26 protein-coding genes are annotated in these 24,332 nt (G+C 35.5%); 6 read left to right on the forward strand and 20 right to left on the reverse strand.

All coding sequences use genetic code 11. The annotated features are described in order from the left end of the window. On the forward strand, window positions 1-579 hold the full coding sequence (gene nadD / locus DSM00_RS10990) for a nicotinate (nicotinamide) nucleotide adenylyltransferase (protein ID WP_128758058.1): 579 nt from the start codon (window positions 1-3) through the stop codon (window positions 577-579). Between the two features lie 49 nt (window positions 580-628). On the opposite strand, the gene lysM is transcribed toward nadD, so the two are convergent. Further along, window positions 629-1,123, reverse strand: a complete 495-nt coding sequence (lysM, locus tag DSM00_RS10995) for a peptidoglycan-binding protein LysM (protein WP_128758059.1) — start codon at window positions 1,121-1,123, stop codon at window positions 629-631. 204 nt (window positions 1,124-1,327) lie between these two features. Beyond that, window positions 1,328-2,242 (reverse strand): nicotinic acid mononucleotide adenyltransferase, encoded by a 915-nt coding sequence (locus DSM00_RS11000; RefSeq protein ID WP_128758060.1) that lies wholly within the window; start codon window positions 2,240-2,242, stop codon window positions 1,328-1,330. A 191-nt stretch (window positions 2,243-2,433) separates the two neighbouring features. On the opposite strand from DSM00_RS11000, the gene DSM00_RS11005 reads away from it, so the two are divergent. Further along, window positions 2,434-3,423: an NAD(P)H-dependent glycerol-3-phosphate dehydrogenase gene (locus DSM00_RS11005; protein ID WP_128758061.1), complete on the forward strand. Its 990-nt coding sequence runs from the start codon at window positions 2,434-2,436 to the stop codon at window positions 3,421-3,423. A gap of 1 nt (window position 3,424) precedes the next feature. Here DSM00_RS11005 and DSM00_RS11010 read toward each other — a convergent pair whose 3' ends face one another. Genes DSM00_RS11010 through DSM00_RS11025 form a run of 5 tightly spaced genes read right to left on the reverse strand, consistent with a single transcriptional unit; the run spans window position 3,425 to window position 6,132 of the window. Continuing rightward, window positions 3,425-3,820 (reverse strand): hypothetical protein, encoded by a 396-nt coding sequence (locus DSM00_RS11010; protein WP_128758062.1) that lies wholly within the window; start codon window positions 3,818-3,820, stop codon window positions 3,425-3,427. A 1-nt stretch (window position 3,821) separates the two neighbouring features. Continuing rightward, complete coding sequence (locus DSM00_RS15555) at window positions 3,822-3,986, reverse strand: hypothetical protein (RefSeq protein WP_164916323.1); 165 nt, start codon at window positions 3,984-3,986, stop codon at window positions 3,822-3,824. Between the two features lie 38 nt (window positions 3,987-4,024). Continuing rightward, window positions 4,025-5,041 carry a phenylalanine--tRNA ligase subunit alpha gene (pheS, locus tag DSM00_RS11015; protein ID WP_128758063.1) on the reverse strand — a complete coding sequence of 339 codons (1,017 nt, stop codon included), beginning with the start codon at window positions 5,039-5,041 and terminating at the stop codon, window positions 4,025-4,027. Window positions 5,042-5,069: 28 nt separating this feature from the next. Then, window positions 5,070-5,765: a hypothetical protein gene (locus tag DSM00_RS11020; protein WP_128758064.1), complete on the reverse strand. Its 696-nt coding sequence runs from the start codon at window positions 5,763-5,765 to the stop codon at window positions 5,070-5,072. A gap of 10 nt (window positions 5,766-5,775) precedes the next feature. After that, window positions 5,776-6,132, reverse strand: a complete 357-nt coding sequence (locus DSM00_RS11025; protein ID WP_128758065.1) for a hypothetical protein — start codon at window positions 6,130-6,132, stop codon at window positions 5,776-5,778. Between the two features lie 48 nt (window positions 6,133-6,180). On the opposite strand from DSM00_RS11025, the gene DSM00_RS11030 reads away from it, so the two are divergent. After that, window positions 6,181-6,723 carry a CvpA family protein gene (locus DSM00_RS11030; protein WP_128758066.1) on the forward strand — a complete coding sequence of 181 codons (543 nt, stop codon included), beginning with the start codon at window positions 6,181-6,183 and terminating at the stop codon, window positions 6,721-6,723. A 71-nt stretch (window positions 6,724-6,794) separates the two neighbouring features. Here the strand turns inward: DSM00_RS11030 and DSM00_RS11035 are convergent, their stop codons facing one another. The 11 genes from DSM00_RS11035 to DSM00_RS11085 form a co-directional block, all read right to left on the reverse strand. After that, window positions 6,795-8,393 (reverse strand): SulP family inorganic anion transporter, encoded by a 1,599-nt coding sequence (locus DSM00_RS11035; RefSeq protein WP_128758067.1) that lies wholly within the window; start codon window positions 8,391-8,393, stop codon window positions 6,795-6,797. A gap of 12 nt (window positions 8,394-8,405) precedes the next feature. Then, the gene (locus tag DSM00_RS11040; RefSeq protein WP_128758068.1) at window positions 8,406-9,029 is read right to left on the reverse strand and encodes a carbonic anhydrase family protein; all 624 of its coding nucleotides are present in this window, start codon (window positions 9,027-9,029) and stop codon (window positions 8,406-8,408) included. 89 nt (window positions 9,030-9,118) lie between these two features. After that, window positions 9,119-9,409 (reverse strand): hypothetical protein, encoded by a 291-nt coding sequence (locus DSM00_RS11045; RefSeq protein WP_128758069.1) that lies wholly within the window; start codon window positions 9,407-9,409, stop codon window positions 9,119-9,121. 76 nt (window positions 9,410-9,485) lie between these two features. Beyond that, on the reverse strand, window positions 9,486-10,265 hold the full coding sequence (locus DSM00_RS11050) for a tetratricopeptide repeat protein (RefSeq protein ID WP_241652404.1): 780 nt from the start codon (window positions 10,263-10,265) through the stop codon (window positions 9,486-9,488). A gap of 2 nt (window positions 10,266-10,267) precedes the next feature. Next, complete coding sequence (locus DSM00_RS11055; protein WP_128758070.1) at window positions 10,268-12,016, reverse strand: BatD family protein; 1,749 nt, start codon at window positions 12,014-12,016, stop codon at window positions 10,268-10,270. 57 nt (window positions 12,017-12,073) lie between these two features. Beyond that, window positions 12,074-12,934, reverse strand: coding sequence for a tetratricopeptide repeat protein (locus tag DSM00_RS11060; protein WP_128758071.1), 861 nt, complete (start codon window positions 12,932-12,934; stop codon window positions 12,074-12,076). A gap of 13 nt (window positions 12,935-12,947) precedes the next feature. Next, complete coding sequence (locus DSM00_RS11065) at window positions 12,948-13,997, reverse strand: vWA domain-containing protein (RefSeq protein WP_128758072.1); 1,050 nt, start codon at window positions 13,995-13,997, stop codon at window positions 12,948-12,950. 36 nt (window positions 13,998-14,033) lie between these two features. After that, window positions 14,034-15,038 carry a vWA domain-containing protein gene (locus tag DSM00_RS11070; protein ID WP_128758073.1) on the reverse strand — a complete coding sequence of 335 codons (1,005 nt, stop codon included), beginning with the start codon at window positions 15,036-15,038 and terminating at the stop codon, window positions 14,034-14,036. Next, a complete protein-coding gene (locus DSM00_RS11075) occupies window positions 15,028-16,641 on the reverse strand; it encodes a hypothetical protein (protein ID WP_241652405.1) in 1,614 nt (537 codons plus the stop codon). The genes DSM00_RS11070 and DSM00_RS11075 overlap by 11 nt, the downstream gene beginning before the upstream one ends. Window positions 16,642-16,717: 76 nt before the next feature. Next, entirely contained in the window at window positions 16,718-17,584 is an 867-nt protein-coding gene (locus DSM00_RS11080; RefSeq protein WP_128758075.1) for a DUF58 domain-containing protein, read from the reverse strand. A gap of 131 nt (window positions 17,585-17,715) precedes the next feature. Beyond that, window positions 17,716-18,720: an AAA family ATPase gene (locus tag DSM00_RS11085; RefSeq protein WP_128758076.1), complete on the reverse strand. Its 1,005-nt coding sequence runs from the start codon at window positions 18,718-18,720 to the stop codon at window positions 17,716-17,718. A 321-nt stretch (window positions 18,721-19,041) separates the two neighbouring features. On the opposite strand from DSM00_RS11085, the gene DSM00_RS11090 reads away from it, so the two are divergent. The 3 genes from DSM00_RS11090 to DSM00_RS11100 all read left to right on the forward strand — a co-directional run bounded on the left by DSM00_RS11090 (window position 19,042) and on the right by DSM00_RS11100 (window position 21,776). Further along, entirely contained in the window at window positions 19,042-19,797 is a 756-nt protein-coding gene (locus DSM00_RS11090) for an SDR family NAD(P)-dependent oxidoreductase (RefSeq protein ID WP_128758077.1), read from the forward strand. A 114-nt stretch (window positions 19,798-19,911) separates the two neighbouring features. Next, window positions 19,912-21,048 carry an ATP-binding protein gene (locus tag DSM00_RS11095; protein ID WP_128758078.1) on the forward strand — a complete coding sequence of 379 codons (1,137 nt, stop codon included), beginning with the start codon at window positions 19,912-19,914 and terminating at the stop codon, window positions 21,046-21,048. Further along, window positions 21,048-21,776, forward strand: coding sequence for a metallophosphoesterase (locus DSM00_RS11100; RefSeq protein WP_128758079.1), 729 nt, complete (start codon window positions 21,048-21,050; stop codon window positions 21,774-21,776). Before DSM00_RS11095 ends, DSM00_RS11100 begins: the two co-directional genes overlap by 1 nt. Window positions 21,777-21,862: 86 nt before the next feature. Here DSM00_RS11100 and amaB read toward each other — a convergent pair whose 3' ends face one another. Beyond that, window positions 21,863-23,416 (reverse strand): L-piperidine-6-carboxylate dehydrogenase, encoded by a 1,554-nt coding sequence (gene amaB / locus DSM00_RS11105; RefSeq protein ID WP_128758080.1) that lies wholly within the window; start codon window positions 23,414-23,416, stop codon window positions 21,863-21,865. Between the two features lie 141 nt (window positions 23,417-23,557). Next, window positions 23,558-24,091: a 3-hydroxyanthranilate 3,4-dioxygenase gene (locus DSM00_RS11110; protein ID WP_128758081.1), complete on the reverse strand. Its 534-nt coding sequence runs from the start codon at window positions 24,089-24,091 to the stop codon at window positions 23,558-23,560. Window positions 24,092-24,332: the final 241 nt, after the last annotated feature.

Here is a 24,332-nt window from a genome sequence, read left to right on the forward strand (position 1 = left end):
ATGAAAATAGGGCTGTATTTCGGGACATTTAATCCTATTCACATAGGTCATCTCATAATTGCAAATCACTTCGCAGAATATAGCGATCTTGATAAAGTTTGGATGGTACTTACACCGCACAATCCATTCAAAAAAAAGAGCAGTCTTCTAGATAATAATCATAGATACCAACTCTTATTAGAAGCTCTTGAGGATTACCCTAAGATTGAGCCCAGCACAATTGAATTTAATTTGCCGCAACCTAATTATACAACAAATACGCTTGCACATCTTAAAGAGAAATATCCACAGTACGAGTTTAGCTTAATAATGGGTGAAGACAATTTAAGAACTCTTCACAAGTGGAAAAACTACGAAGTGATTTTAGAAAACCATCAGATTTATGTTTATCCACGTATTTCTGAAATTACCTCAACGAACTCCCTTAAAGATCATAAGAACATAAAAGTAATTGATGCTCCTGTTGTTGAGATTTCATCTACTTTTATTAGAAAAGCAATACAAGAAGGAAAAAACTGCAGACCACTTTTATCTAATCCCGTGTGGGACTATATTGATAAAATGAATTTTTATAGATAAAAAAAGAGCCATTTACGAAAGTAAATGGCTCTTTTTTTTTATTAATCCTTTAATCAAGATTAGGAATACGCAGCATTTGCCCAGGATAAATCTTGTCTGGATCTTTAAGCATAGGTTTATTTGCTTCAAAAATTACAGGATACTTCATAGCATTACCATAAAATTTCTTAGCTATTTTACTTAAAGTATCACCAGATTCTACAGTATGAAACTGCGCCTCAGGCTCTTTATGTTCAACTTCTAGTCTATCATCAACTTGTGCGATACCTTCAACATTTCCTACAACAAGCACTACCTTTTCTTTTGTAGTTTGATCTTTTGCTTTACCACTTACAACAGCGGCTTCACCATTTATTGTAACTTCAAGATTCTCAACTTCAAGCCCTAAATCTCCTATAGTCTCTTTTAAAGAAGCAGCAGCTTTTTTATTTGCTTCAGCAGTTGCAGCAGCAGCTTCCGCTTTTTTCTCTGCAGCATCTTCCGCTGTACTTTTACCAATGCCTAGTTTAGCACCAGCATTTTTAATGAATGAAAATAATCCCATAACTTCTATTTCTTATTAGTTAGTTTAAGAATGTAAATTACAAAAACGCTTCTTAAGAGTTTAATAAGAGCGTTTTAAATGTATGTGAATATTTATAAGCACAGTTTCAACTTGAGATTCTATAACTTTTTTTAATAAAAATCGCTCTAAGAACTTAATCCTAAAGCGATTTTCAACTAACCAACCAAAAAACTATCTAATATTTTAGAGACTTAACTGACTACCCTTTTTTTCAATTAAAGTCTGTTCAATTCTGCTTTTGCCTTCTGAAGCTGTCTTGTAGGTAATATATCCTTTACCTCTAAAGCGATATTCACTTCCCGTCGAAGGTTGATATAACGCAATTGTAGAATCATCTATTATAGACAGCTCAAAAAATTCATTTTGGAAATAATCGTAATCTAAAGTCAATATCTTTATATATGCATTATTCACGACATCTCTCACCTCATATATTCCTGTATAATCCCAGTAAATCATGTTTATGGAAGAACCTCTAAAATCTTGCGAACTTTCAAAATTTCCACTATTGGATACTGGTAGAAAACGTAAAAAGTTTTCAGCATCAAATTCATTTTGTAACCCTTGAGGGCTTGTATAGATTTTTTCCCAAACCGCATATTCCTGTAAGAAGAAATGTATATTATCGTAGAAAATGCGATCGTAGTCAAACGTATTACGCTGATATCCCTTTAAATAGTAAGAAGTACGTGTAGCTCTATTATACAGTTCCAATCTACCTCCCGCCAAAAGAGTCACCTCAAAAGAATAAAATCCATCTATATCGTGACTTATATCTAAATCATAATCAAAAAGATCATAGTAACCCACATTAATACCAAAACCATTCCCTTGATTTCCTATTCCTGCCAAATTATTATTTGCCCGTACATCACCATTAACAAATGAAAGTGTAAATGCTTTGTCCATAAATGGAATCCCGGCATTCCCCTTAGTTAAATTAATATCTACATACCAAAGTTCGTATGCACTAAGAGCTTCATCAAGACTTAAAGAAGATCCTGTAATCACTTCATCTTCAATAAATGTATCTGTATAACAAGATGTAAATACTGAAAGTATAAGTGCAAATCCGCTGAGTAATTTTATAGTTCTCATAATAATACGATTTAATTAATGTCAGCATACAGTTTATCTAAAACTAGATGCTTCCGAATTCTAGCGGAGACGTCTTGCTTGTGAATTATAATTATGGGTATTCAAAGGCTGTGCCAAAAATGATCGGGGTGGTTTTCAAGGTGTTAGGTAGTTTAGAAATTCAGTATTTTTGAGGTAGTAAAAAAACGATTATGAGCTTGAAATTTGGAGTTTTAGGAGGTGGAAGCTGGGCAACTGCAATTGTAAAAATGTTATCAGAAAACCTAGAAGAAGTAGGCTGGTACATGCGTAGTAACTATGCGCTGGAGCATATTAAAAAAGAGCAGCATAATCCTAATTATCTAAGTGCTGTAGAATTTAACCCCTCTCAACTTAAACTTAGCAATGACATTAATGAGATAATTAAATACGCAGATTATTTAATTTTTGCTATTCCTTCTGCATTTGTAGGTAAAGAGCTAGAACGGGTTACGGCTAGCTTTGACAATAAAATTGTTTTTTCGGCAATTAAAGGTATTGTACCAGAAACAGGGCAAATCGTAGGCTCACATTTTCATGATAAATACGATATCCCTTTTGAAAATATAGGTGTGATTACTGGGCCTTGCCATGCAGAAGAAGTTGCTTTAGAGCGCTTGTCTTATCTTACTATTGCTTGTGCAGATGAAGAGCACGCTAAGATAGTAGCAAAGCATTTAAGCAGCGACTATATAAAAACTACTATAAGTGACGATACTATAGGTACCGAGTATGCAGCTATGCTCAAAAATATTTATGCTATTGCCGCGGGCATTGCGCACGGTTTGGGTTATGGAGATAATTTTCAAAGTGTACTAATGAGTAATGCGATCCGAGAGATGAAGAAATTTATCAAAAAGGTTCACAAAATGAAACGAAACATTAATGATTCGGCCTATCTGGGGGATCTGTTAGTAACAGGATATTCTGTATTTAGTCGTAATAGAATGTTTGGGAATATGATAGGTAAAGGGTATACTGTAAAAAGTGCACAAATGGAAATGAGTATGGTTGCTGAAGGATATTATGCAGCAGAAAGTGCTTATAAAATCAATGAGAAACTAGGTGCTAAAACACCTATTATCAATGCCGTTTATGACATCCTATATAAAGGTAAAGACCCTAAGAAGACATTTATAAAGCTTACTGAAAAAGTAGATTAGATTACTTAGCCAAAACACCTTCTTGCAACATAGAAGGTAGTGGCTCTGTATTTGCATCAGAAATTACACCTGCATCAAATACATAATTCTTTTCAAAAAGTTTTCCGTCTAGAAAATAAGTGACTGCAAACTCATTTGTAAGTGCCAGTACACTATCCTCAATAAATTCGACCTTTGCGTATCCTTTAGCTGGCAATTCATCTAATTTATGACGCATTTGGCTGGTGACTTTATCCTCACCGTAGCCTTTAGAAACGATCATTACCATTTCTAGAGTATCCTCAGTATCATTTATTAGATATGCATTCCAGTCGTGTGTGCGATGCTCTACATTAAAATCTTTAACGGCAGCTACGTAAACTCCCGAAACCTGAGGTATTTCAATATCCTTACGCATACTAGTCGTTCACTTTCCACATTATCCATAAGGCTAGTAGCGCAATAGCCATTATTCCTAAGAAAATACTCCCTATCATAATTTTGATAGCTGCTATGACAAAAGTCAAATAAGCTACTGCGACCAGCGCAATAAGAAGAACCGCAATTACAAGATACTTTTTCATAGCAACTATTTTATATTAAAAATAAGAGTAATAATTTTTTAAAGTGCGCTCTTAAATTGGTTAAGAAAGCGTAAGTCATTTTCGCTTAGCAAGCGTATATCAGATATTTGATGCAGCAATAAAGCTATGCGATCTATACCCATCCCGAATGCAAAACCACTATATTCTTTAGGATCAATCCCACAGTTTGTAAGAACGTTAGGATCTACCATACCACAGCCCATTATTTCTAACCAGCCTGTACCTTTGGTCATTTTATAATCCGTTTCTGTCTCCAGACCCCAATATACATCTACCTCTGCACTAGGCTCGGTAAATGGAAAGTATGAAGGTCTAAGGCGTATTTTGCTTTTGCCAAACATTTCTGTAGTAAAATGCTGAAGGGTTTGCTTTAGATCTGCAAAAGAAACGTCTTTGTCAATATATAAACCTTCTACCTGATGAAAGAAGCAATGTGAACGTGCAGAAATCGCTTCGTTACGATAAACTCTTCCCGGTGAAATTGTACGTATAGGCGGCTTGTTTGCCTCCATATAGCGTACTTGTACCGAAGACGTGTGTGTGCGCAGCAGCACATCAGGATTTGTCTGAATAAAAAAAGTATCCTGCATATCTCGTGCAGGGTGATATTCTGGTAAATTTAATGCTGTAAAATTATGCCAGTCATCTTCAATCTCTGGTCCTTCAGAAACATCAAAACCTATGCGGGAGAAAATATCTATTATTTGATTCTTTACAATAGATATAGGATGGCGCGAACCAAGATTTACAGGCTCACCTGGTCTTGTAAGGTCTCCATAACTACCTTTATCATCGGCTATCTCAAGACTTGCTTTTAACGTATCTACCTTATCTTGAACAACCGTTTTAAGCGTGTTTATAGTTTGCCCAAACTCTTTCTTCTGCTCATTAGGTATATTCTTAAATTCTGAAAAATACGCATTAAACAGCCCTTTCTTCCCTAGAAATTTAATTCTGAATGCTTCAGTTTCTTCAAGTGAAGTAGTTGTAAAAGCTTCGGCTTCTGCAATAAGTTCTTTTATTTTTTCTAACATAATTCCTTTAAATTAGGAAGGCACAAATTTAAGAAATATAGGCGGCTTGCGCTTTATTGTCTCTAAAAATATATAGTAGAATGAAGAATACTGCTGTACCACCAAAAAGGTGCCATAACCAGTGGGTTCCCATCCAGAATATCTCAAAATCAAGTCTAGTATCAAGTACTCTAAATGTTACTGCAACTCCAAATATGATGAATGCGATGATAGCCGGTCTCGCATTACGCCATTTTGTTTTTGCTAAATAACCAATAATAGGGATAAGAATAGTAAGCGCACTTATTAGATAACCTAGATTATGCTCTAAATTTTCATTAACCGGTAAATACCGAAGTCCTACAAAGGCTATTCCTATAGCAGTTATAAATATCAATCGCTTTCTCCAGGTATCCTTCCATTTAAAAACAAAGTATAATATTGCTGCAAAGCTTAAGCCTCTAATAGGAACCCAATCTATAAGCAACCAAGCTTCAGAATTACGCAACCCATGATACAAGGTGCCACCTATGTAGCCTATAAAAATGAATGGTATAGTAATCATCAAAAACCATTGATTTTTTGGCTCCTTGTAAATACGGATTCCAAAGTAAATTACAATGAATAAAAAAATGAGATTACTATATGTATTAAAAGGCTCTACAGGAAATCTACCTGCGATCGTTTCTTTATAAATAGGGCCCGTATCATTGGGAAATAACTCGTGTAAAAGCGCTAGAAGCATAGTTTCCCAATTAATTAATCAATTTTATTTCTAGAAAATACTGCACAATTGCTTCTTTCATAAGTAAAGATTGTTCTCCGGCTTTAAGCGTAGGTAATTGATCTATGACTTCATAATGCGGCCAGCCATCTGCGTCTTGATAATCAAATTTATAATACCCAAATGGCTCTAGAAGTCTGCATATCGCAATATGCATTAAATCTAGTTTGTCATCTTTCTTAAATCGCTTACCCGGTTGCCCTAATTCTTGTACTCCTATTAAATATATAATCGCGTCCAGATCTAATGTATCTCCGTCTGCAAATCGTGCCGAGAGTTTAGTTACAATTTGATCCCAGCGTTCTTTAAGTTGTTCGTCTCTTGCCATAGCCGCAAATATACTTAACAAGGTTCTTAAAAATAGTATCTTTAACGTATGAACTATCTTGATATTATTCTTGGAATATTCCTACTTCTAGGTCTTTATAAAGGCATTAAAAACGGACTTCTAATCGAGCTTGCTTCTATAGTAGCTTTGATTATAGGTATTTATGGCGCAGTGAATTTCTCCTATTATGCAGTAGCTTATCTAGACGACAAAGTAACCTGGAGTGATCAAAGCATCAATCTGTTAGCATTTGCAATAACTTTTATTGTTATTGTACTTATTATAAGCCTGGCAGGGCGTTTACTTACAAAATTAGCTTCCCTAATTATGTTGGGAATTGTAAACCGAATATTGGGTGGAATGTTTGGGCTTCTTAAAGTTGCATTTATACTTAGCGTAATAATCATGTTTACCTCAGCACTAACTTTTACTGTAATAGACCCTCAAACACGAGAAGAATCTGTGCTCTTTAAAACTGTTGAGCCTATTGCTCCTCTTGTTTTACCTAATATTCTAAAACAGGTAAATAAGTTAAAGCTTGAAAATTCTGAAAATCAAGAATACGATCAAGACCAAAATCAGGCTTTATAACATATTATAAAATAAAAAAGCGCCGGTAAATTACCGGCGCTTTTAGTGTACATATGAAATCTATTAATCAATTAGGCAGACACCTTAAACTTGTCTTTCTTTTCCTGATTAAAGAATTGCTCATAGCTACTAGGGTTTTCAATAGTTCCGCGCTCTGAAATTATCTTAACATTGATGTTTTTATCCTGAGCTCTAAAGCTAAAATCATCTAGTATTTCAATAATATCCTGATCTAAATAGCGTGTTTTACGTACGTCTATTTCTAAGTATGAATTTTCGTGTAGATTATTTAATTCCTTTAAGATCGCTCCTTTATTTATAAAAGTCACCTCTTCTGCTAATCTCATTTTTACAACATCAAGACCAGTTTCTTCTTCTCTTACAATATGAAGGAAGTGTGAATTTTGGTAGTTTTTAATAAGAATAACCACGATACCTACGGCTAATCCCAGGCTTATACCCACAAGTAAATCTGCAAATACAATTCCTAAAACTGTAATTATAAAAGGAATAAATTGTTTCCAACCTAAAACCCACATACGCTTAAAAGTAGATGGTTTAGCAAGTTTATAACCTACTAAAAATAATACTGCAGCAAGTACAGATAAAGGTATTAAGTTAAGTACATTAGGAACTAAAATCACTGAAATCAACAACAGAAAACCGTGAATAATTGCAGACATTTTTGTTTGTCCACCAGACTGAATATTTGCAGAACTACGTACAATTACTTGAGTAACCGGTAATCCACCTATCATACCTGATATTATATTACCTGCTCCTTGAGCAAATAATTCTCTATTTGTAGGAGTAGTACGTTTTTTAGGATCTAATTTATCTGTTGCTTCAACACATAATAATGTTTCTAAACTAGCTACCAGAGCTATTGTAAACGCTGTAATCCAAATTTGTGGTTGGGTTATCACACTAAAGTTAGGGAAAGTAAATTGCCCAATGAATGATTCAAAATCATCAGGAACCGGAACCTTAACTAGGTGATCGCTAGAGATACCCCAAGTGGCAGAATCCTGTGTAAATACAAAGTATAAAATACCTAATACAACTGCTACAAGAGGACCTTGTACCAACTTGAAGATTTTACCTTTTTTACTAAGAACGGCATCCCACAGAATAAGAATAAACATTGCAACAAATGCAATTACAGTGGCTCCCGGACTTATACTATCAAATATTTGACCTATCTCAGTGAATGTATTTTTACCATCTACTTGAAAAAATGCCCAATCACCTTCGGGATCAGAATCGTATCCAAAGAAGTGAGGGATTTGTTTTAGAATTATTATAATACCGATACCGGTAAGCATTCCTTTTATTACTGAAGAAGGAAAATAATAACCTATTATTCCAGCTTTTAACACTCCAAATAATAATTGAATTGCCCCTCCCAAAACTACTGCTACAAGTAGGTTTTCATATCCTCCTAAGGTAGAAATAGCGACTAAAACGATCGCAGACAATCCTGCTGCAGGGCCACTTACACCTAGGCTAGAACCACTAAGTCCTCCTACTACTATACCTCCTACAATTCCTGCAATTAATCCAGAAAATAGCGGAGCGCCACTCGCCAGCGCAATACCTAAACATAAAGGTAGCGCCACAAAGAACACCACGACACTTGCTGGAAAATCGTTTTTTAAATTTTTAAACATGTTGGTGACTTATTAGATTAATGTTACTTTACCACTTGTTATAGAATAAACACCACCTACAATTTTAATTTCGCCGGCATCCTCCATCTCTTTTAAAACTTCACTCTTTTCGCGTATGCGATCTATAGTAAGTTTTACATTGTTTTCAACTACACCTGCAACAAACGCATCATTTTTTGAATTGCGCTCACCATCAGTTTTTGTAGCTTCTACAGCAGGTTTAATATTACTTAGCAAGTGCGTGATGTTTCCTAATTTCACATCATCACAAGCAGCTTTTACTGCACCACACGCCTCGTGACCTAATACCATTACAAGTTTACTACCTGCAACCTTACAAGAATACTCCATACTTCCCAGCATATCTGTATTCTCAAAGTTACCAGCTACGCGTGATACGAAGATATCACCCAATCCCTGGTCAAAAACCATCTCTACAGGAACTCTAGAATCTATACATCCTAATATTACTGCTTTAGGCCATTGTCCTCCAGTAGTATCCTTTATTTGAGCGCTAAAGTCTCGTTGATGCATTTCCTTATTTATAAATCGCTCATTACCTTGTATAAGATCTTTAAGTACTGAGTCTGGAGTCAAGCCATCTTGAGTCTCTTTATTTATTGCTGAAGTTATCATTATTTAGAAGTTTTAAATTTTATGTAATAGCATATACCCTCTATACACGATGTATAAAGGTTATATATTTTCGAATGATTATAGGGAAGTTAGATAAACTTAGGGGGAGGATATAAAAGATCGATGTAAACTATATGAGCTTTATTATTATACTCATAATTAGACACTTCATTATCTTCAAATCGCAATAAACTAAATGCAAAAGAGCCAATACTAATCTTGACATCTTTTTCAAATTCATATGCGTTATTTGTGCTCTTTTCTTCTTCAGTCATGGAGATAACTAATGTTTTCTCATTATCCTGAATTAAAGACACGATTATAGGTGTGACTAAAAATGCCGCAAAAAGAACAAGAAAGAAGAAAGACTTAACTCGCAATACCTATAATTTAAATTCTTAAAAGTTTGTAAAAATAATAAACCCTTTCAATACTTAAGATAATTAAATATTAAATCTAAAGAATCTTTATTTCTACTTTAGGTAACCAGCCTTCCTTGCCATCTGCAAGTCGCACCAGCCGCCAATCATCTTGTTCTTCCAGAACACGTACTTTTGTTCCTTCGTGGAGAACAACTATCTGTTCGCTGCTATTATTAGGCTCATTTTTAAGTTCTGTTTCTACTGAAAATATAATAGCATACTCTCTATTGGCCTCATTAGATTTGGCCTGAAAAGTGAGTGTTAGGCTTAATAATGCTAGAAAAATAGATACTAAAGCAACTGTAAAAAATATTCTTTTACTGCCTACTCCTTTATTAAAGAAATACAGTATAAAACTTAATGTAAATAAAAATACCAAAACGATTGTAGCGGTAGCCCATCCATCTATTGTAAAAATACCAAGAATCTGATTGTACCATTTTTTAAAGGTATTTTGCGGCAATGGGGTGATTGCATCAATAGTCATATTCTGAGCAAACTGCAGATTATTTTTAATCTCTGCATCATTTGGCTTTAGGAGAAGTGCTTTTTCATAATTATAAACACTAGGTGCAATGCGATTAAGCTTATAATTTGCATTTCCTAAATTATAATACACTGCTGCAGATGAATATCCAGATTCTAAAACATTCTCATAATTCATTATTGCCGCTTCAAAATTATTCTTTGCGTATTCTGAATTTCCTGCTTCAAAAAATTGCTCCGGACCTTGAGAAAAAGCATTTTGCACCAGCATGAATCCAAACAAACAACCTAATACTATTGTCTGATATTTATATTTTAAACGCTGCATTTTCATAACTGTTTATCAATTTCAGAAATTACACGACTCGCATTTTCATAATCTTGTTGCATAGCCACACTACTAGTCGGTGTATAGCGTGCAAACTCACAGCTTTCAAGTAACTTTAAAAATTCTGCAGTAGTAGTTACTGTTACTCCACGCTCTTGAAGTAATCTACTTATGCGCTCTTTACTCATATCACTCGTCTGTATATTTAAACGAGCTTTTAAGAAATTATGTAATGATTTTTCTAAAGCTAAGTAAAACGCTTTCTGATTACCAAGGTTGTTTTTAGCTTCGCTTAAATATTTACGAGCTAGCTTATCTGCTTTACGCAATCTATTTCCTTTTACATCATTTTGATAAGCTTCACGCTTGCGACCAAACAGAATTGCTAAAGGAATAAGAAGCAAAGGTGTTATTAACAATCCCCAAAATAATTTACTTCCAAAAAAATCATCTTTATTTTGAGCAACTAAATCTGCCTGAGACTTAATATATTTAAATTGACTAACCGGTTTTTGAGATCCGTTATTAGTGCTGTCATTGGATGCCAAGGCATCTGGACCATTCTCAACTGTTATAACAATCTCATCACTACTTATCGTATTATATCGTTCAGTAGTAGGATCAAAATAAGAAAAACGTATAGGTGGTATTGGGTAAGCTCCTTTGCTTTGTGGCACAATTGTATAACGCTCTTCATTTTTACCCGTCATACCCGCTAAAGAGACACTTACATCCTGCAAGTTTTCTGGCTCGTAAACTTCTAAAGATCCTGGCAATGTTGGCTTCGGAAGATTAAAAAGTTTTAAATTTCCGTTACCCTTTGCAGTAAGTGTTAAATCTAATGCATCTTGAGCATCTAGCTTGGTCTTACTCGCCTGCACGCTAAAGTCAAACTTGCCCACAGCGCCTGTAAAATTTTCCGGTTTTCCTGCTTCTGGTAATTCTTTAACCTTAATTTTTTTGTTAGGAGCAGAAACGGTAATCTGAGCTGGTCTTGTAATTCGCATACCGAAGATATCTCGCCTATTTGTAGGTGCTTCCACATTAATATTAAGCGATAGCGATTCTATATTAAGCTCTCCTGTTTTTTGAGGATATAACAAAGTACGCCTTAATATAACATACCGATAAGGCTTGCCATTATAAGAACCATCGTAAACTTTAAATTGTTTTTCATCAATACTTTGACTCCAGAAATCAGCAAATTTAGGAGCTTCTATTTCATTCCAGCCATTTACAGCTGTTTCACGAGAAACGTATAATTTATAAACTACAGTTATCGCTTCGTTTAAATACGGATTTGTTTTAGAAACTTCAGCAACGAGATGCACATTATCTTCAGCTGCATTAATGGGATCATTAGGGTCCCTATCAAGATCAACCGCTCCTGTTACTGTAATTTCAATAGGCAGCGTCTTATAAACCGTATTGTTAATTTCAATTTCGGCAGCACCTATTTGTAATTTTCCCGTGGCTTTAGGCTGTAAAAAATAGGAAAAAGTTTTTGAGAAACTTGATTTACCATTTATCCACTGTTTACTTATCGATTGATTAGGACCACCCACCACGACAAAACCTTGAAAACTGGGAGGTCTAAAGTTGTCTCCGTCTTCATTCATTTCAAAATCTACACGTAAGCGTTCATTCACACCTAGTGTCTCTTTACTTACAACAGCATCAAATTTTACTTGAGACCATGCGGTAAAGCTTGCAAAGAAAATTATCAGCAAAAATTTTAGCTTCATCTTCATTTTTAACTTCTGCTTTATCTATTAAGACTCTATTATTCGTTTTTAAATACTGAAAGATTACCAGTCTTTATCCGTTTTAACTTTAGCCCCTTTTACTTTTTGTGCATTAATTTTATCTTGAACCTTATTCTCCTCATTTTTCATAGCTTCTAACAGACTTTTAACCTGCTGAGGAGATAGTTGACCTTGACCGGGTTGAGGTTGTGGCTGTTCTTTAGGTTTATCACCGTCTTTTCCATCTTTAGGCTTATCACCCTCTTTATCTTCGGGCTTTCCTTTTTCATCTTTATTTTCATCACCCTTATCTTTTTTATCTCCCTGATCATCAGAATCTTTAGGCTTACCATCATCTCCTTCTTTATCATCACCATCACCTTCTTTGTCTTTATTCTCGTCGCCTTTATCCTTATTATCATCTTTGTCGTCGCCACCTCCGCCGCCGCCGTTCTTTTCTTCCTCTTTTTTTGCAAGAGCCAGATTGTAACGTGTTTCATCATCTGTAGGATCGTTACGCAACGCGTTTTTATAGGCTTCAACCGCCTTTTTATAATCTTTTTGCTGATAAAAAGCATTTCCTAAATTGTGAAATGCCTGATGCTTTTCAGATTTTGTCTGAGCTACTTCTGTCGCCTGTATATATCGGGTCATCCCTTCTGCATACTTTTTATTTCGGTAGTAGTTATTACCCATATTATATTTAGCAGATACGTTTGCAGGATCTTTAGCTACTGCTTTTCTATACGATGATTCTGCCGCAGTAAACTCTTTAGAGACAAATTTCTCATTACCATCTGCAACAAAGTCCTGCGCTTCTAAAATAGCAGGATCTGGGTTATCGCTTTGCGCGAAAACAGATATTATGCTAAGGAATATAACCATTCCTAAACTCACTATTCTACTTAAAAACCTATTACTCATCATCATCAATCATTTAAGACTTAGGTGTATTCTCATTAAATAAATTAAGCTTTCGTACCCAACTTGTTTTTCGTTCCAATAAGAAAACATCTAAAATAAGCAACAATAATGCCGCACCTAAAAACCACTGAAATTGATCCTTAAAGTCTGCAAACTGCTTAGCTTCAAATTGTTTTTTATCCATTTGATTCAAAGCAGCACCCATTTTGTCAACAACCTCTTGGGTACTATTACCATTTATATATTCTCCATTTGCTGAAGCCGCAATTTCTTGTAAAATAGCCGGATCTAACTTGGTAATAACGGTTTCTCCATTTTGATCCTTTTTATAAGACTGTACCACACCGTTACGCTTTAAAGGTATTCGCTCTCCAGCTTCTGTACCTACGCCTATCGTAAAAATACGTATACCTACTTCTTCGGCAGATTCTGCAATTGAAGCTACATCACCCTCGTGATCTTCACCATCAGAAATAATTACAAGAACCCGATTAGTTTGTTCTTCATCATTATAGTAGGTTTTTGCGAGCTCAATAGCATCTTTAATAGCTGTTCCCTGACTCGATAACATATCTGTATTCATCGAGTTTAAAAACATCTTTGCACTACTATAATCTGTAGTAATAGGTAGTTGTGGATAAGCACTTCCTGCATACGCGATAATACCCACGCGATCACTACCCAGATTGTTTATGACCTGAGAAACGAGTTGCTTTGCTTTATCAATTCGGCTGGGAGCTATATCTTCAGCATCCATACTTTTTGATACATCTACCGCAAAAACTACATCTACTCCTTCTCTCTTGACCGTTTCTAGCTTAGTACCAATTTTTGGATTTACAAGAGCGATAACTAGACACGCAAAGGCAAGACATAAAACCACCAACTTAAATACCGGCTTGAAAACAGAACGATTAGGTGTCAACTGACTAAATAAAATTCTATTTGCTGCAAATCGTTTTTGTGCACTTCGCTTCCATAAAGTGACCGCAAAATAAAGAACTACCAACGCTGGTATAGTAAGCAATGCCCAAAACCATATTTTTTCTTCTAGTAAATACACAAGCTATCTATTACTGTTATTACTATTTATATTAATCTAAATAAAACTTCTAAAAATTGTATTTCTAAGCACTACTTCAATGAGTAGAAGTAAACCAGCTAAAAGAACAAGCGGACGAAACATCTCTTCGTAATTTGTATACTTAAATTCTTCAACATCTGTTTTTTCAAGTTTATTTATCTCGTCGTAAATCTCTTCTAAAGACTCATTATCTGTCGCTCTAAAGTAAAGTCCGCCCGTTTTTTCTGCGATTTCTTTTAGCAAACTTTCATCAATTTCTACCGGAATATTACCGTATTGAAAACTACCATCTGGTCGTAATGCAACCGGCGAAAGTGCTGTTCCGTTAGTTCCTAAGCCTATGGTATAAACTTTTATACCAAATTCTTGAGCCAGTTCACTAGCAGTTACGGGCTCGATAAAACCTCCATTGTTTACACCGTCTGTCATAAGTATTATGACTTTACTTACCGCTTTACTATCTTTCAACCTATTAACCGACGTAGCAAGTCCCATCCCTATGGCGGTACCTCCTTCAATAATACTGCTGTAGCGTATATCGTTTAACGAACTTAAAACAATGCTTTTATCACTTGTGATAGGTGTACGGGTATAACTTTCTCCTGCATATTCAATTAAGCCTATACGATCATTAGGGCGTTGTCTAATAAATTCTGCCGCAACATTTTTAAGCGCCTCTAAACGATTAGGCTTTAAATCTTTTGCCAGCATACTAGCAGAGACATCTATCGCAATCGCAATATCTATACCTCGAGTGGTTTTTGTACGTGTAGAAACATCTACTGTGCGTGGTCTTGCCAATGCGGTTATTATAAATGCAATTGCCAGCAGACGCAAAACAAAAAGAATAGGTCGCAGTCTGGCTAATAAGCCACTGCCTGTTTTAAAACCTTTGAGACTTGAGATTTTAACCTGAGCTGTTATCTTATTACGCTTATAAAAGTACCAAACCGCTAATACAGGAATTAGTAACAGTACCCAGAAAAACTCAGGATTTTGAAATTCAAAATTACTTAACATCGGTAGGTACGGTTTTTTGTAATTCTACAGAATTTATAATGCGTGACGCCATTTCTACTGCATATTTATCTTCATCTCGCCAAGCTACCAGTATCTGTTGCAATACTCCCGGAGCAGTAAACAATAGCATCTCATATGCTCCCGGACTGTATTTGTCTGAATTTAAAGCATCCGGAAAATCACCTGATCCATAAACGCGAAGTCCTTTTGTACCTTCAGGGGTTGTATATTCTTCACTTTTTACAAGAAGATTTTTAGCACCGCTCGCTTCTAAAGTACTTATAAAACCTTGTGTTGCCTTTTCTAAGTCGGCTTCTTGATCTCCTCCATATTTGGTATTATTTACCACAATATAAAATTGGTCAATTAAGCTTCCGTAGGTAAAGGTGCTCATATCCATCTGCGTGCGCAAGGAGTCTGGAATAGGAATCTCATTACGTTCTAATATACGTGGAGTACTTATAATAACAGGAGGGTAACCGTATTCACTACGCACCCATTCGCCTTCTAACAAATCTTTTGAAGGATGACCTATAAAATTATCCTTAACAAAATCAAACCCCTTTACAGCGACAAGAACTCCGGTAGCCAAAATAACTATTGTAAAAATACCTACAATGCTTGTTATGATGAGTCTGCGTTTTCTACGTTTTGCCAGGGCTTCTCTATAGGCAGCGTCACGCATAAGTTCCTCTTCTGATGGTGCCGGGATAGCCTCTTTAGTCTCTTTTACAATCTCTTCAGCGACAATACGGTCTGCTTCAGTCTGTCCCGTTCCTGGTGACATTCGAGCAAATTTGCTAAGATCTGCACGCTTTAAAATTTGATCCAATTTAAGGATGGTCTCCTTGCTTAAATCTATTTTACCCTGTTGCTTTTCTTGTAATAATTTCTCGATTAATTCTGCCGAAGTACTTTCCATAGAACGGTCATACACTTCTTCATCAAGATATCGTCTTATTATTTCAGTAAGTTTTGAATAATAAGCTTTTGTAACTATATGTTGATCTATACCTCGTGATGGCTCTCTATATTCCTCATCTAGTTTTTTTAACGAGAACAATGCTTGCTCAAATGGCGGAAGTTTACGCTCAGCTTCTGCTTTTTTGCGATTTCTACGTATAATAAAGTAAAGGAATACGCCAATTATTAAAGCCACTAGGAGAAAATACAGTAAATAGTTCCATACTTTGCTGCTGGCAGGCTCAACAACAACAATATCCTTAATGTCGTAAAGACCTTGTTTTGTGGTATCTACTTGCACATTATTAACCTCAACAGCAATAGAATCTGTATAAAATTGCTGCTGATTAATTGTTACAAGCTGTCTCGGGATTGTGTAAGATCCGCTATCAAATTGGGTTAGGCCATATCGCTTGATAAGGTTCATTTTTGCTCCAGAAAATGAAGTATCTATCTTATAAGATTCAATAACTTCTAACGGAGAAAAAGTTTGTCCTTCGGGAAATATGACTAAATCTTTAGCATCAGCTTCAACTTGAAATGCATAGGTAATCTGTTCACCAATACGTATTGTAGAACTATCTATAGATGCTTTTACCCGTTGCGCTTGTAATGCTCCAAAAAACAGAATAAACGGCAAAAGAAAAATTAATTTCCTTACCATAATTCTCCTTGGAGTAACTAGGGATGTATTGGGGTTATTACTCATTATTCTCTTATCCTCTTCGTTTAAAATAACCTAATAATTTTTTGACATAACTCTCGTCTGTACGCACGTCAATTACACCAGCACCACTTCGTGTGAAGCTCTCTTTGTAATAAGCAACTCGTTCTTTGTAATAGGCAGAATAATTTGCACGTACCGTTTTAGAGGTCGTATTCACTAAAAGTAACTCACCGGTTTCCTCATCTTCCATTTGAACAACTCCCAGACTAGGAATTTCTTCTTCCCGTTCATCATAAATGCGTATTCCCGTGATATCATGACGCTTTGCTGCAATTTTCATCGTATCTCTGTACCCATCTGCTATAAAATCTGAAAGCACAAATACGATAGCTTTTTTCTTCATAACACTTGAAAGAAATTTTAATGCTTGAGCCACATCTGTTTGTTTACTCTTAGGCTTAAACTCTAGCAATTCACGAATTATACGTAATACATGGGACTTTCCTTTTTTTGGCGGAATATAAAGTTCAATACCATCTGAAAACAATATCAATCCTATTTTGTCATTATTTTGCATCGCAGAAAAAGCTAGCGTCGCAGCTATTTCAGTAACTATTTCAGATTTAAATTGTTGATCTGTACCAAAAAATTCTGAACCACTCACATCTGCAACGAGCATCATTGTCAACTCGCGCTCTTCTTCAAAAACTTTTACATAAGGCTCACTATAGCGCGCAGTAACATTCCAATCAATATTACGCACATCATCACCAAATTGATACTGGCGCACCTCGCTAAAAGTCATTCCCCGACCTTTAAAAGTGGAATGATATTCACCACCAAAAATGTGATCAGATAACCTTCTGGTCTTGATCTCAATTTTACGTACTTTCTTTAAAAGCTCTTTAGTATCCATAAGCCTCTATCCTGCAAAGGAACTATTATACGTTGGTAATTTATAAATCTTACTCAAAGTCGATTCATTTAAAATTTTATGCTTTACAAAAGCAAATCACAGTGTCATTAATTCATAGATCATAAATGCGCCTATGGCACTTCGATCTCATTAACGATTTTATTAATGATTTCTTCTGTAGTTACATTTTCTGCCTCAGCCTCATATGTGATACCTATACGATGACGCAATACATCATGTATAACTGCGCGTACATCTTCTGGTATCACATAACCACGCCCTTTTATAAATGCATAACATTTTGCAGCAGTAGCTAGATTAATACTACCACGAGGAGAAGACCCAAAGCTTATTAGAGGCTTTAACTCCGCTAAATTATAATTTTCAGGATATCGCGTAGCAAATACAATATCAAGTATATACTTTTCAATTTTCTCATCCATGTAAACCTCGCGTACAGCCCCTTGAGCGCGTAATATTTGCTCAATAGTCACTACGGGATTCACTTTCTCGTAAGATCCTTTTAGATTTTGACGTATGATCAACTGCTCATCTTCGATCTTAGGATAATCAATAACAGTTTTAAGCATAAAACGGTCTACCTGAGCTTCAGGAAGTGGGTAGGTACCTTCTTGCTCAACCGGGTTTTGTGTTGCCATAACTAGAAATGGGGCATCGAGTTTAAAAGTCTCATCACCTATGGTTACTTGCTTTTCTTGCATCGCCTCAAGCAGGGCACTTTGTACTTTTGCAGGTGCACGGTTAATCTCATCTGCAAGTACGAAATTTGCGAAGATTGGACCTTTTTTTATACTGAAATCATTCAGTTTCATATTGTAGATTAAAGTACCTACAACATCTGCCGGAAGTAAATCTGGAGTAAACTGAATACGGCTAAAGCTTCCGTGTACTGCTTGCGACAACGTATTAATTGCCAATGTTTTTGCTAGACCAGGAACCCCTTCGAGCAAAATATGACCGCGACCTAAAAGTCCTATAAGCAAACGCTCTATCATGTGCTTTTGTCCTACGATCACTTTATTCATTTCTATCGTAAGAATTTTGACAAATGCACTTTCTCTTTCTATCTTCTCATTAAGCGCTCCTATATCTACAGATGCAGTGGTGTTTTCCATAATTTGTATGCTATTTTTATATGACTCTAAGGCCTACAAGGTTAATTTTTATTGCTAATGATTTTGTTAAGCTATCGTTAAACCCTTTATTCTAAAGGCTTATACATCTTTGATAAGGGTATTAATAGAGACTGCTTTTTACATAGTATGTTGCAAAAAAAATTCAATCCTTTTTTGATTGCATTTCAAATATAAATGATCTTTAGATTGTAATCAAAATGGTTTTCTAAAGCTACGCATAAATGAATCTAAGATTAATAGATTTTTAGTAGCATTTAAACGTATGAATCACCAATTTTATAACACATTAATTACAGAAACATGTCAACTAAAACAGCTTTGATAACCGGTGCAACAAGCGGTATTGGCGCAGCAACAGCAAGATACTTTGCGGCAAATAATATTAACCTTATTCTTTGTGGGCGCAGAGAGGAAAGACTACAAGAATTAGGTGAAGATTTAAAACAGTATGTAAACGTATATACTTTATCTTTTGATGTGCGTGATAAAGCTGCTGTAGCAGATGCCATTTCCGGGTTGCCTGATGCTTTTCAGCAAATAGATATATTAATTAATAATGCTGGTAATGCACACGGCCTAGATACCATTCAAGATGGCACCACAGAGGACTGGGACGCTATGATTGATATAAACGTAAAAGGTTTATTATATGTAAGTAATATGATCATTCCTAAAATGATCGCTCAAAATAGTGGTCATATTATAAATATAGGTTCTACTGCCGCTAAAGAGGTTTATCCTAAAGGAAATGTGTATTGCGCTAGCAAACATGCAGTAGATGCAATAAATCAAGGAATGCGTATCGATTTAAACGGCTATAATATTCGCGTGGGTGCCGTGCATCCAGGAATGGTGGAGACTGAATTTAGTGAAGTTCGCTTTAAAGGTGACTCAGAAAGAGCATCAAATGTTTATAAAGGATTTAAGCCATTGCAAGCTCAAGATATAGCAGAAATTATTCATTTTGTTGTTACCAGACCTTATCATGTAAATATAGCCGATCTTGTAGTTATGAGTGTGGATCAAGCTTCAAGTACTGTGGTAAATAAAAAATAACTCTTTTCAATTACTTAACCCGGCAGATTGAGAAATGCGAGTTCAAATTAGTAAATTCTGAAAATTTAAATAACCATACTGGTTGGTATAACGCACGGTATTATAACTTAACCAATGATTAATAAACGCTTACTTATTAAAAATCTACTCGCACACAATGATGAGAATAGTTTTTATGATAAAAAGTGTAAAGTTGATATAGGCAATAAAGAAGGGAAGGGTAAATTTTTAAAACATATTTGTGCTTTATCAAATTCAAACCCTAAAAACAACAGCTATCTGGTTATAGGCGTTGAAGATAATACAAATGAAATTGTAGGAGTTCCATTTTTTGATGACAGTAAAATACAAAACCTCATAAATGCCTATCTAAATAACCCTCCTTATGTTTCTTATGAAAACATTCCATTTCCACATTTACCACAAGACAAGGTTGTGGGTCTGGTTACTATAAAACCGTTAGAAAAACTTACCTCTCTTAAAAAGAACATTTGGAAATATTGGGGTGGTACAGTCTTTTTTAGAGACGGCAGCATCTCTATGCCTAAGTCATTTACCAGCGAGATGTTTGATGTAAATAGTTCTGTGGTTGCAACTATAGAAAAACATTCTCATAATAGCATTGAACACACACTAGATGGCGTTATCGATTTTATAAATGTTAGACATGCTGATCTATTTACTGATTATCGCGTTTTTAAAGAACAGTTTGTGGTATGCTGGGCGGGTGTAAAAAAGGTAATAAAAGATAATGTTTATTATAGTCGCGTAGATATAGAACTTATTAATGAGCAAGTACGCTTGTTTTATTCTGCTCTTGATGAAGTTTCTATTACTATGACAACAGATGAATTTTCGATTTTAGAATATGTATTACTAGGAATTCAAAATACTTATAAATATTACCCGTTAGAACAGCTTACTATACATTTTAAAGAAAATGGATCTTACAATATCGAGCGCAACTTGGTTTTTGAGCCGCCTAAATTTGATCACAAGTTGTTACACCATATTTACAATAACAACACGATTATTCTTAACAAAGTTTTAATTGACAAAATTCTTAATAAAGGCGAATTAGAAGACCTTTACAATCTTCCGGCAACTTATCTCATTTGTTATTTAAATGGATTTGAGTCGGCATTAGAAAAGCTAGAAAGTTTACATCCTCATTTACGTAAATATGATAGTAAACTTTATAACGCTTATAAAGAAAATTTACGCATTTTAAGAAAAGTAAAATATAATTAATGGTACGTACACTTGCAATAGGCGACATCCATGGAGGCCTTAAAGGATTACGACAAGCACTTCAAAAAGCAATGGTCTCAAAAGACGATTTACTCGTATTTTTAGGAGATTATGTAGATGGCTGGAGCGAAAGCGCTCAAACCGTAGAATTTCTTATCAACTTATCTAAAGAGCATAATTGCATTTTTATAAGAGGCAATCACGATGAACTGGTTTATGATTGGCTAAGAACAAATGAACTTAATGATCTGTGGCTCAATCACGGCGGTAGAGGAACTATCACTTCTTATGAATCAATAGATGATCAGCAGAAAACAGCACATCTCGAATTTTTTAAAAATTTAAAGGATTACTATATAGATGATCAAAATCGCATGTTTGTGCATGCTGGTTTTCAAAATCATAATGGGCCTGAGCACGAGCATCACAAAACAGCTTTTTATTGGGATCGTACTTTTTGGGAAATGGCGGTCGCTCTTGATAAACGTTTAAGCACAGAAGATCCTGCTTATCCAAAACGCCTACAACATCACAAAGAGATTTATATAGGTCATACACCGGTTACTCGTATAAATGAGGTAAACCCCACAAAAATGGCAAATGTATGGAATGTGGATACAGGGGCTGCATTTAAAGGTTGCTTGTCTATAATAGATGTTGACACTAAGCAGTTTTGGCAAAGTGATCCACTTTATAAGCTATATCCTGAAGAGCAAGGTAGAAATTAAACTTTCTAATACTTACAAAAAGTCTGCAGCCAGAAAACTAGTTATAAACACCTGTTTAAGTGAGTTTTTTGGCGGCAGCTTATAAATTAGATATCAAATTTTATCCCCTGTGCTAAAGGTAACTGTGTTGTATAATTTATGGTATTGGTTTGACGACGCATATACACCTTCCAAGCATCAGAACCGCTTTCACGACCGCCTCCCGTTTCTTTTTCTCCGCCAAAGGCACCACCTATTTCGGCCCCACTTGTTCCAATATTTACATTTGCAATCCCACAATCACTACCTGCTACGCTTAAAAAATGCTCTGCCTCTCTTAAATTATTGGTCATAATTGCAGATGATAATCCTTGACGCACTCCATTTTGCAATTCTATCGCATTTTCAACACCACCACTATATTTCATCATATAAAGTATAGGAGCAAAAGTCTCATGTTGTACAATTTCATAATGATTTTCAGCTTCAGCTATGGCTGGTTTTACATAGCATCCACTCTTGTATAACTCTCCTTCAAGAACGCCACCTTCAACCAGAATTTTTCCGCCTTGGGCTTCAACCTTTTCGAGTGCATCTAAATACATTTTTACTGCCTCCTTATCAATTAAAGGTCCTACATGATTATTTTCATCGAGAGGATTACCTATGCGCAATTGATTATATGCCCTGACAATAGACTCTTTTACCACTTCATAAATACTCTCGTGAATAATAAGTCTTCGTGTAGAGGTACAACGTTGACCAGCTGTTCCTACAGCTCCAAAAACAGCCCCTATAACGGTCATATTTAAATCTGAATCTGGTGTAACAATAATAGCATTATTACCGCCTAATTCTAGAAGTGATTTTCCTAAGCGCCCAGCTACTGTTTGAGCAACTTGTTTTCCCATTCTGGTAGATCCCGTTGCAGAAATAAGAGGAACACGCTCATCTTTTGTCATTAATTCACCTACTTTATAATCACCATTTATAAGACACGAAATGCCTTCTGGCAAATTATTTTTTGCAAATATGCGTGCTGCAATTTTTTGACACGCGATACCAGTAAGCGGTGTTTTTTCTGAAGGTTTCCATATGGTTACATCTCCACATACCCAAGCCAGAGCACTGTTCCACGCCCATACTGCTACTGGAAAATTAAATGCAGATATGATACCTACTATTCCCAAAGGATGGTATTGCTCATACATGCGATGACCGGGACGTTCACTATGCATAGTGAGGCCGTGTAATTGTCTAGATAGACCTACAGCGAAATCGCAGATATCTATCATCTCCTGTACTTCCCCTAGTCCCTCTTGCAAACTCTTTCCCATTTCATAAGAAACTAGTTTACCTAACGGCTCCTTTAAACGTCGCAGCTCATCATTAAATTGGCGTACAATATCGCCACGTAATGGGGCCGGCATAGTTCTCCATTCTTTAAAGGCCTGCTGTGCTTTAATTACAACCTGGTCATATTCTTCAGAAGTAGTCTCATTTACATTGCTAATTACAGCACCATCTACCGGAGAGCTAGATACAAATGAAGCTCCAGAATTATACCATTGTGTACCTGTGGATGTCCCTGCATTATTAGTTGCTATTTCTAGTGCTTTTAGCTTGTCTTCAATCGCATTATTTAGATTAGCTTCTGCCATGTTATTATATATTTCTTAATAATTAAGTTTTATCTCTCCGAAGTTAGTAAATCAAAAAAGTATCTCGCCTAAATATTAGAAGATTCATAAAATTAAAAATGCGCCCCAATGAGACGCATTTAATAGTATTATAAATAATTTTTAAACCGTAAACCGCGGATCTACCTCCATTACGGTTCCGCAATTAGAACAGGTGCGCAGTTCTTCATTAGCATAAAATACTTTGAAATGTTTTAGAAAATCCACCTCAATATCATTAAGTGGAAAATAGACTTCATAGAGTTTATTATTGCAGGCATCACAAAACCAAAGCAAACCATCTTTACCATCTGAATCAATACGTTTGCGTTCTATAACAAGCCCAATAGAACCTTCTTTTCTCACTGGCGAATGTGGCACTTTTGCCGGATGTAAATACATATCTCCCGGACCTAACTTCATAGTGCGCTTCTCTCCATTTTCTTGAATGTGCACTTCAATCTCCCCTTCTAGCTGGTAAAATAATTCTTCGGTCTCGTTATAGTGATAATCCTTGCGTGCATTAGGCCCGGCAACTACCATCACTATATAATCATCTGCCTCTTTATATAAATTTTTATTACCTACCGGAGGCTTAAGAAGATCTCGATTATCTTCTACCCATTTTGTTAGATTAAAAGGTTTTGCAATAGCCATACTGAATTATTTATGGTTAAAATTACAATTTTACTTTGCATCTCATCTTTATAGGAAAAAGAAAACCTCTGAAGAATATCACTTCAGAGGTTATCGACAAATTTAATAAAATCCCATATCACAGGATAAAAGCGAAACAGCAGGTCCCCACCCGCTGCATCTAACATAACAAAACCAACTTAAAGTGTTTGAATCTGTAAATGTTTTAAATATTGTAATCGAGTTGGTAATTATGAATTTG

Origin of the sequence: Leeuwenhoekiella aequorea (assembly GCF_004104375.1) — a bacterium.
GTDB lineage: Bacteria > Bacteroidota > Bacteroidia > Flavobacteriales > Flavobacteriaceae > Leeuwenhoekiella > Leeuwenhoekiella aequorea.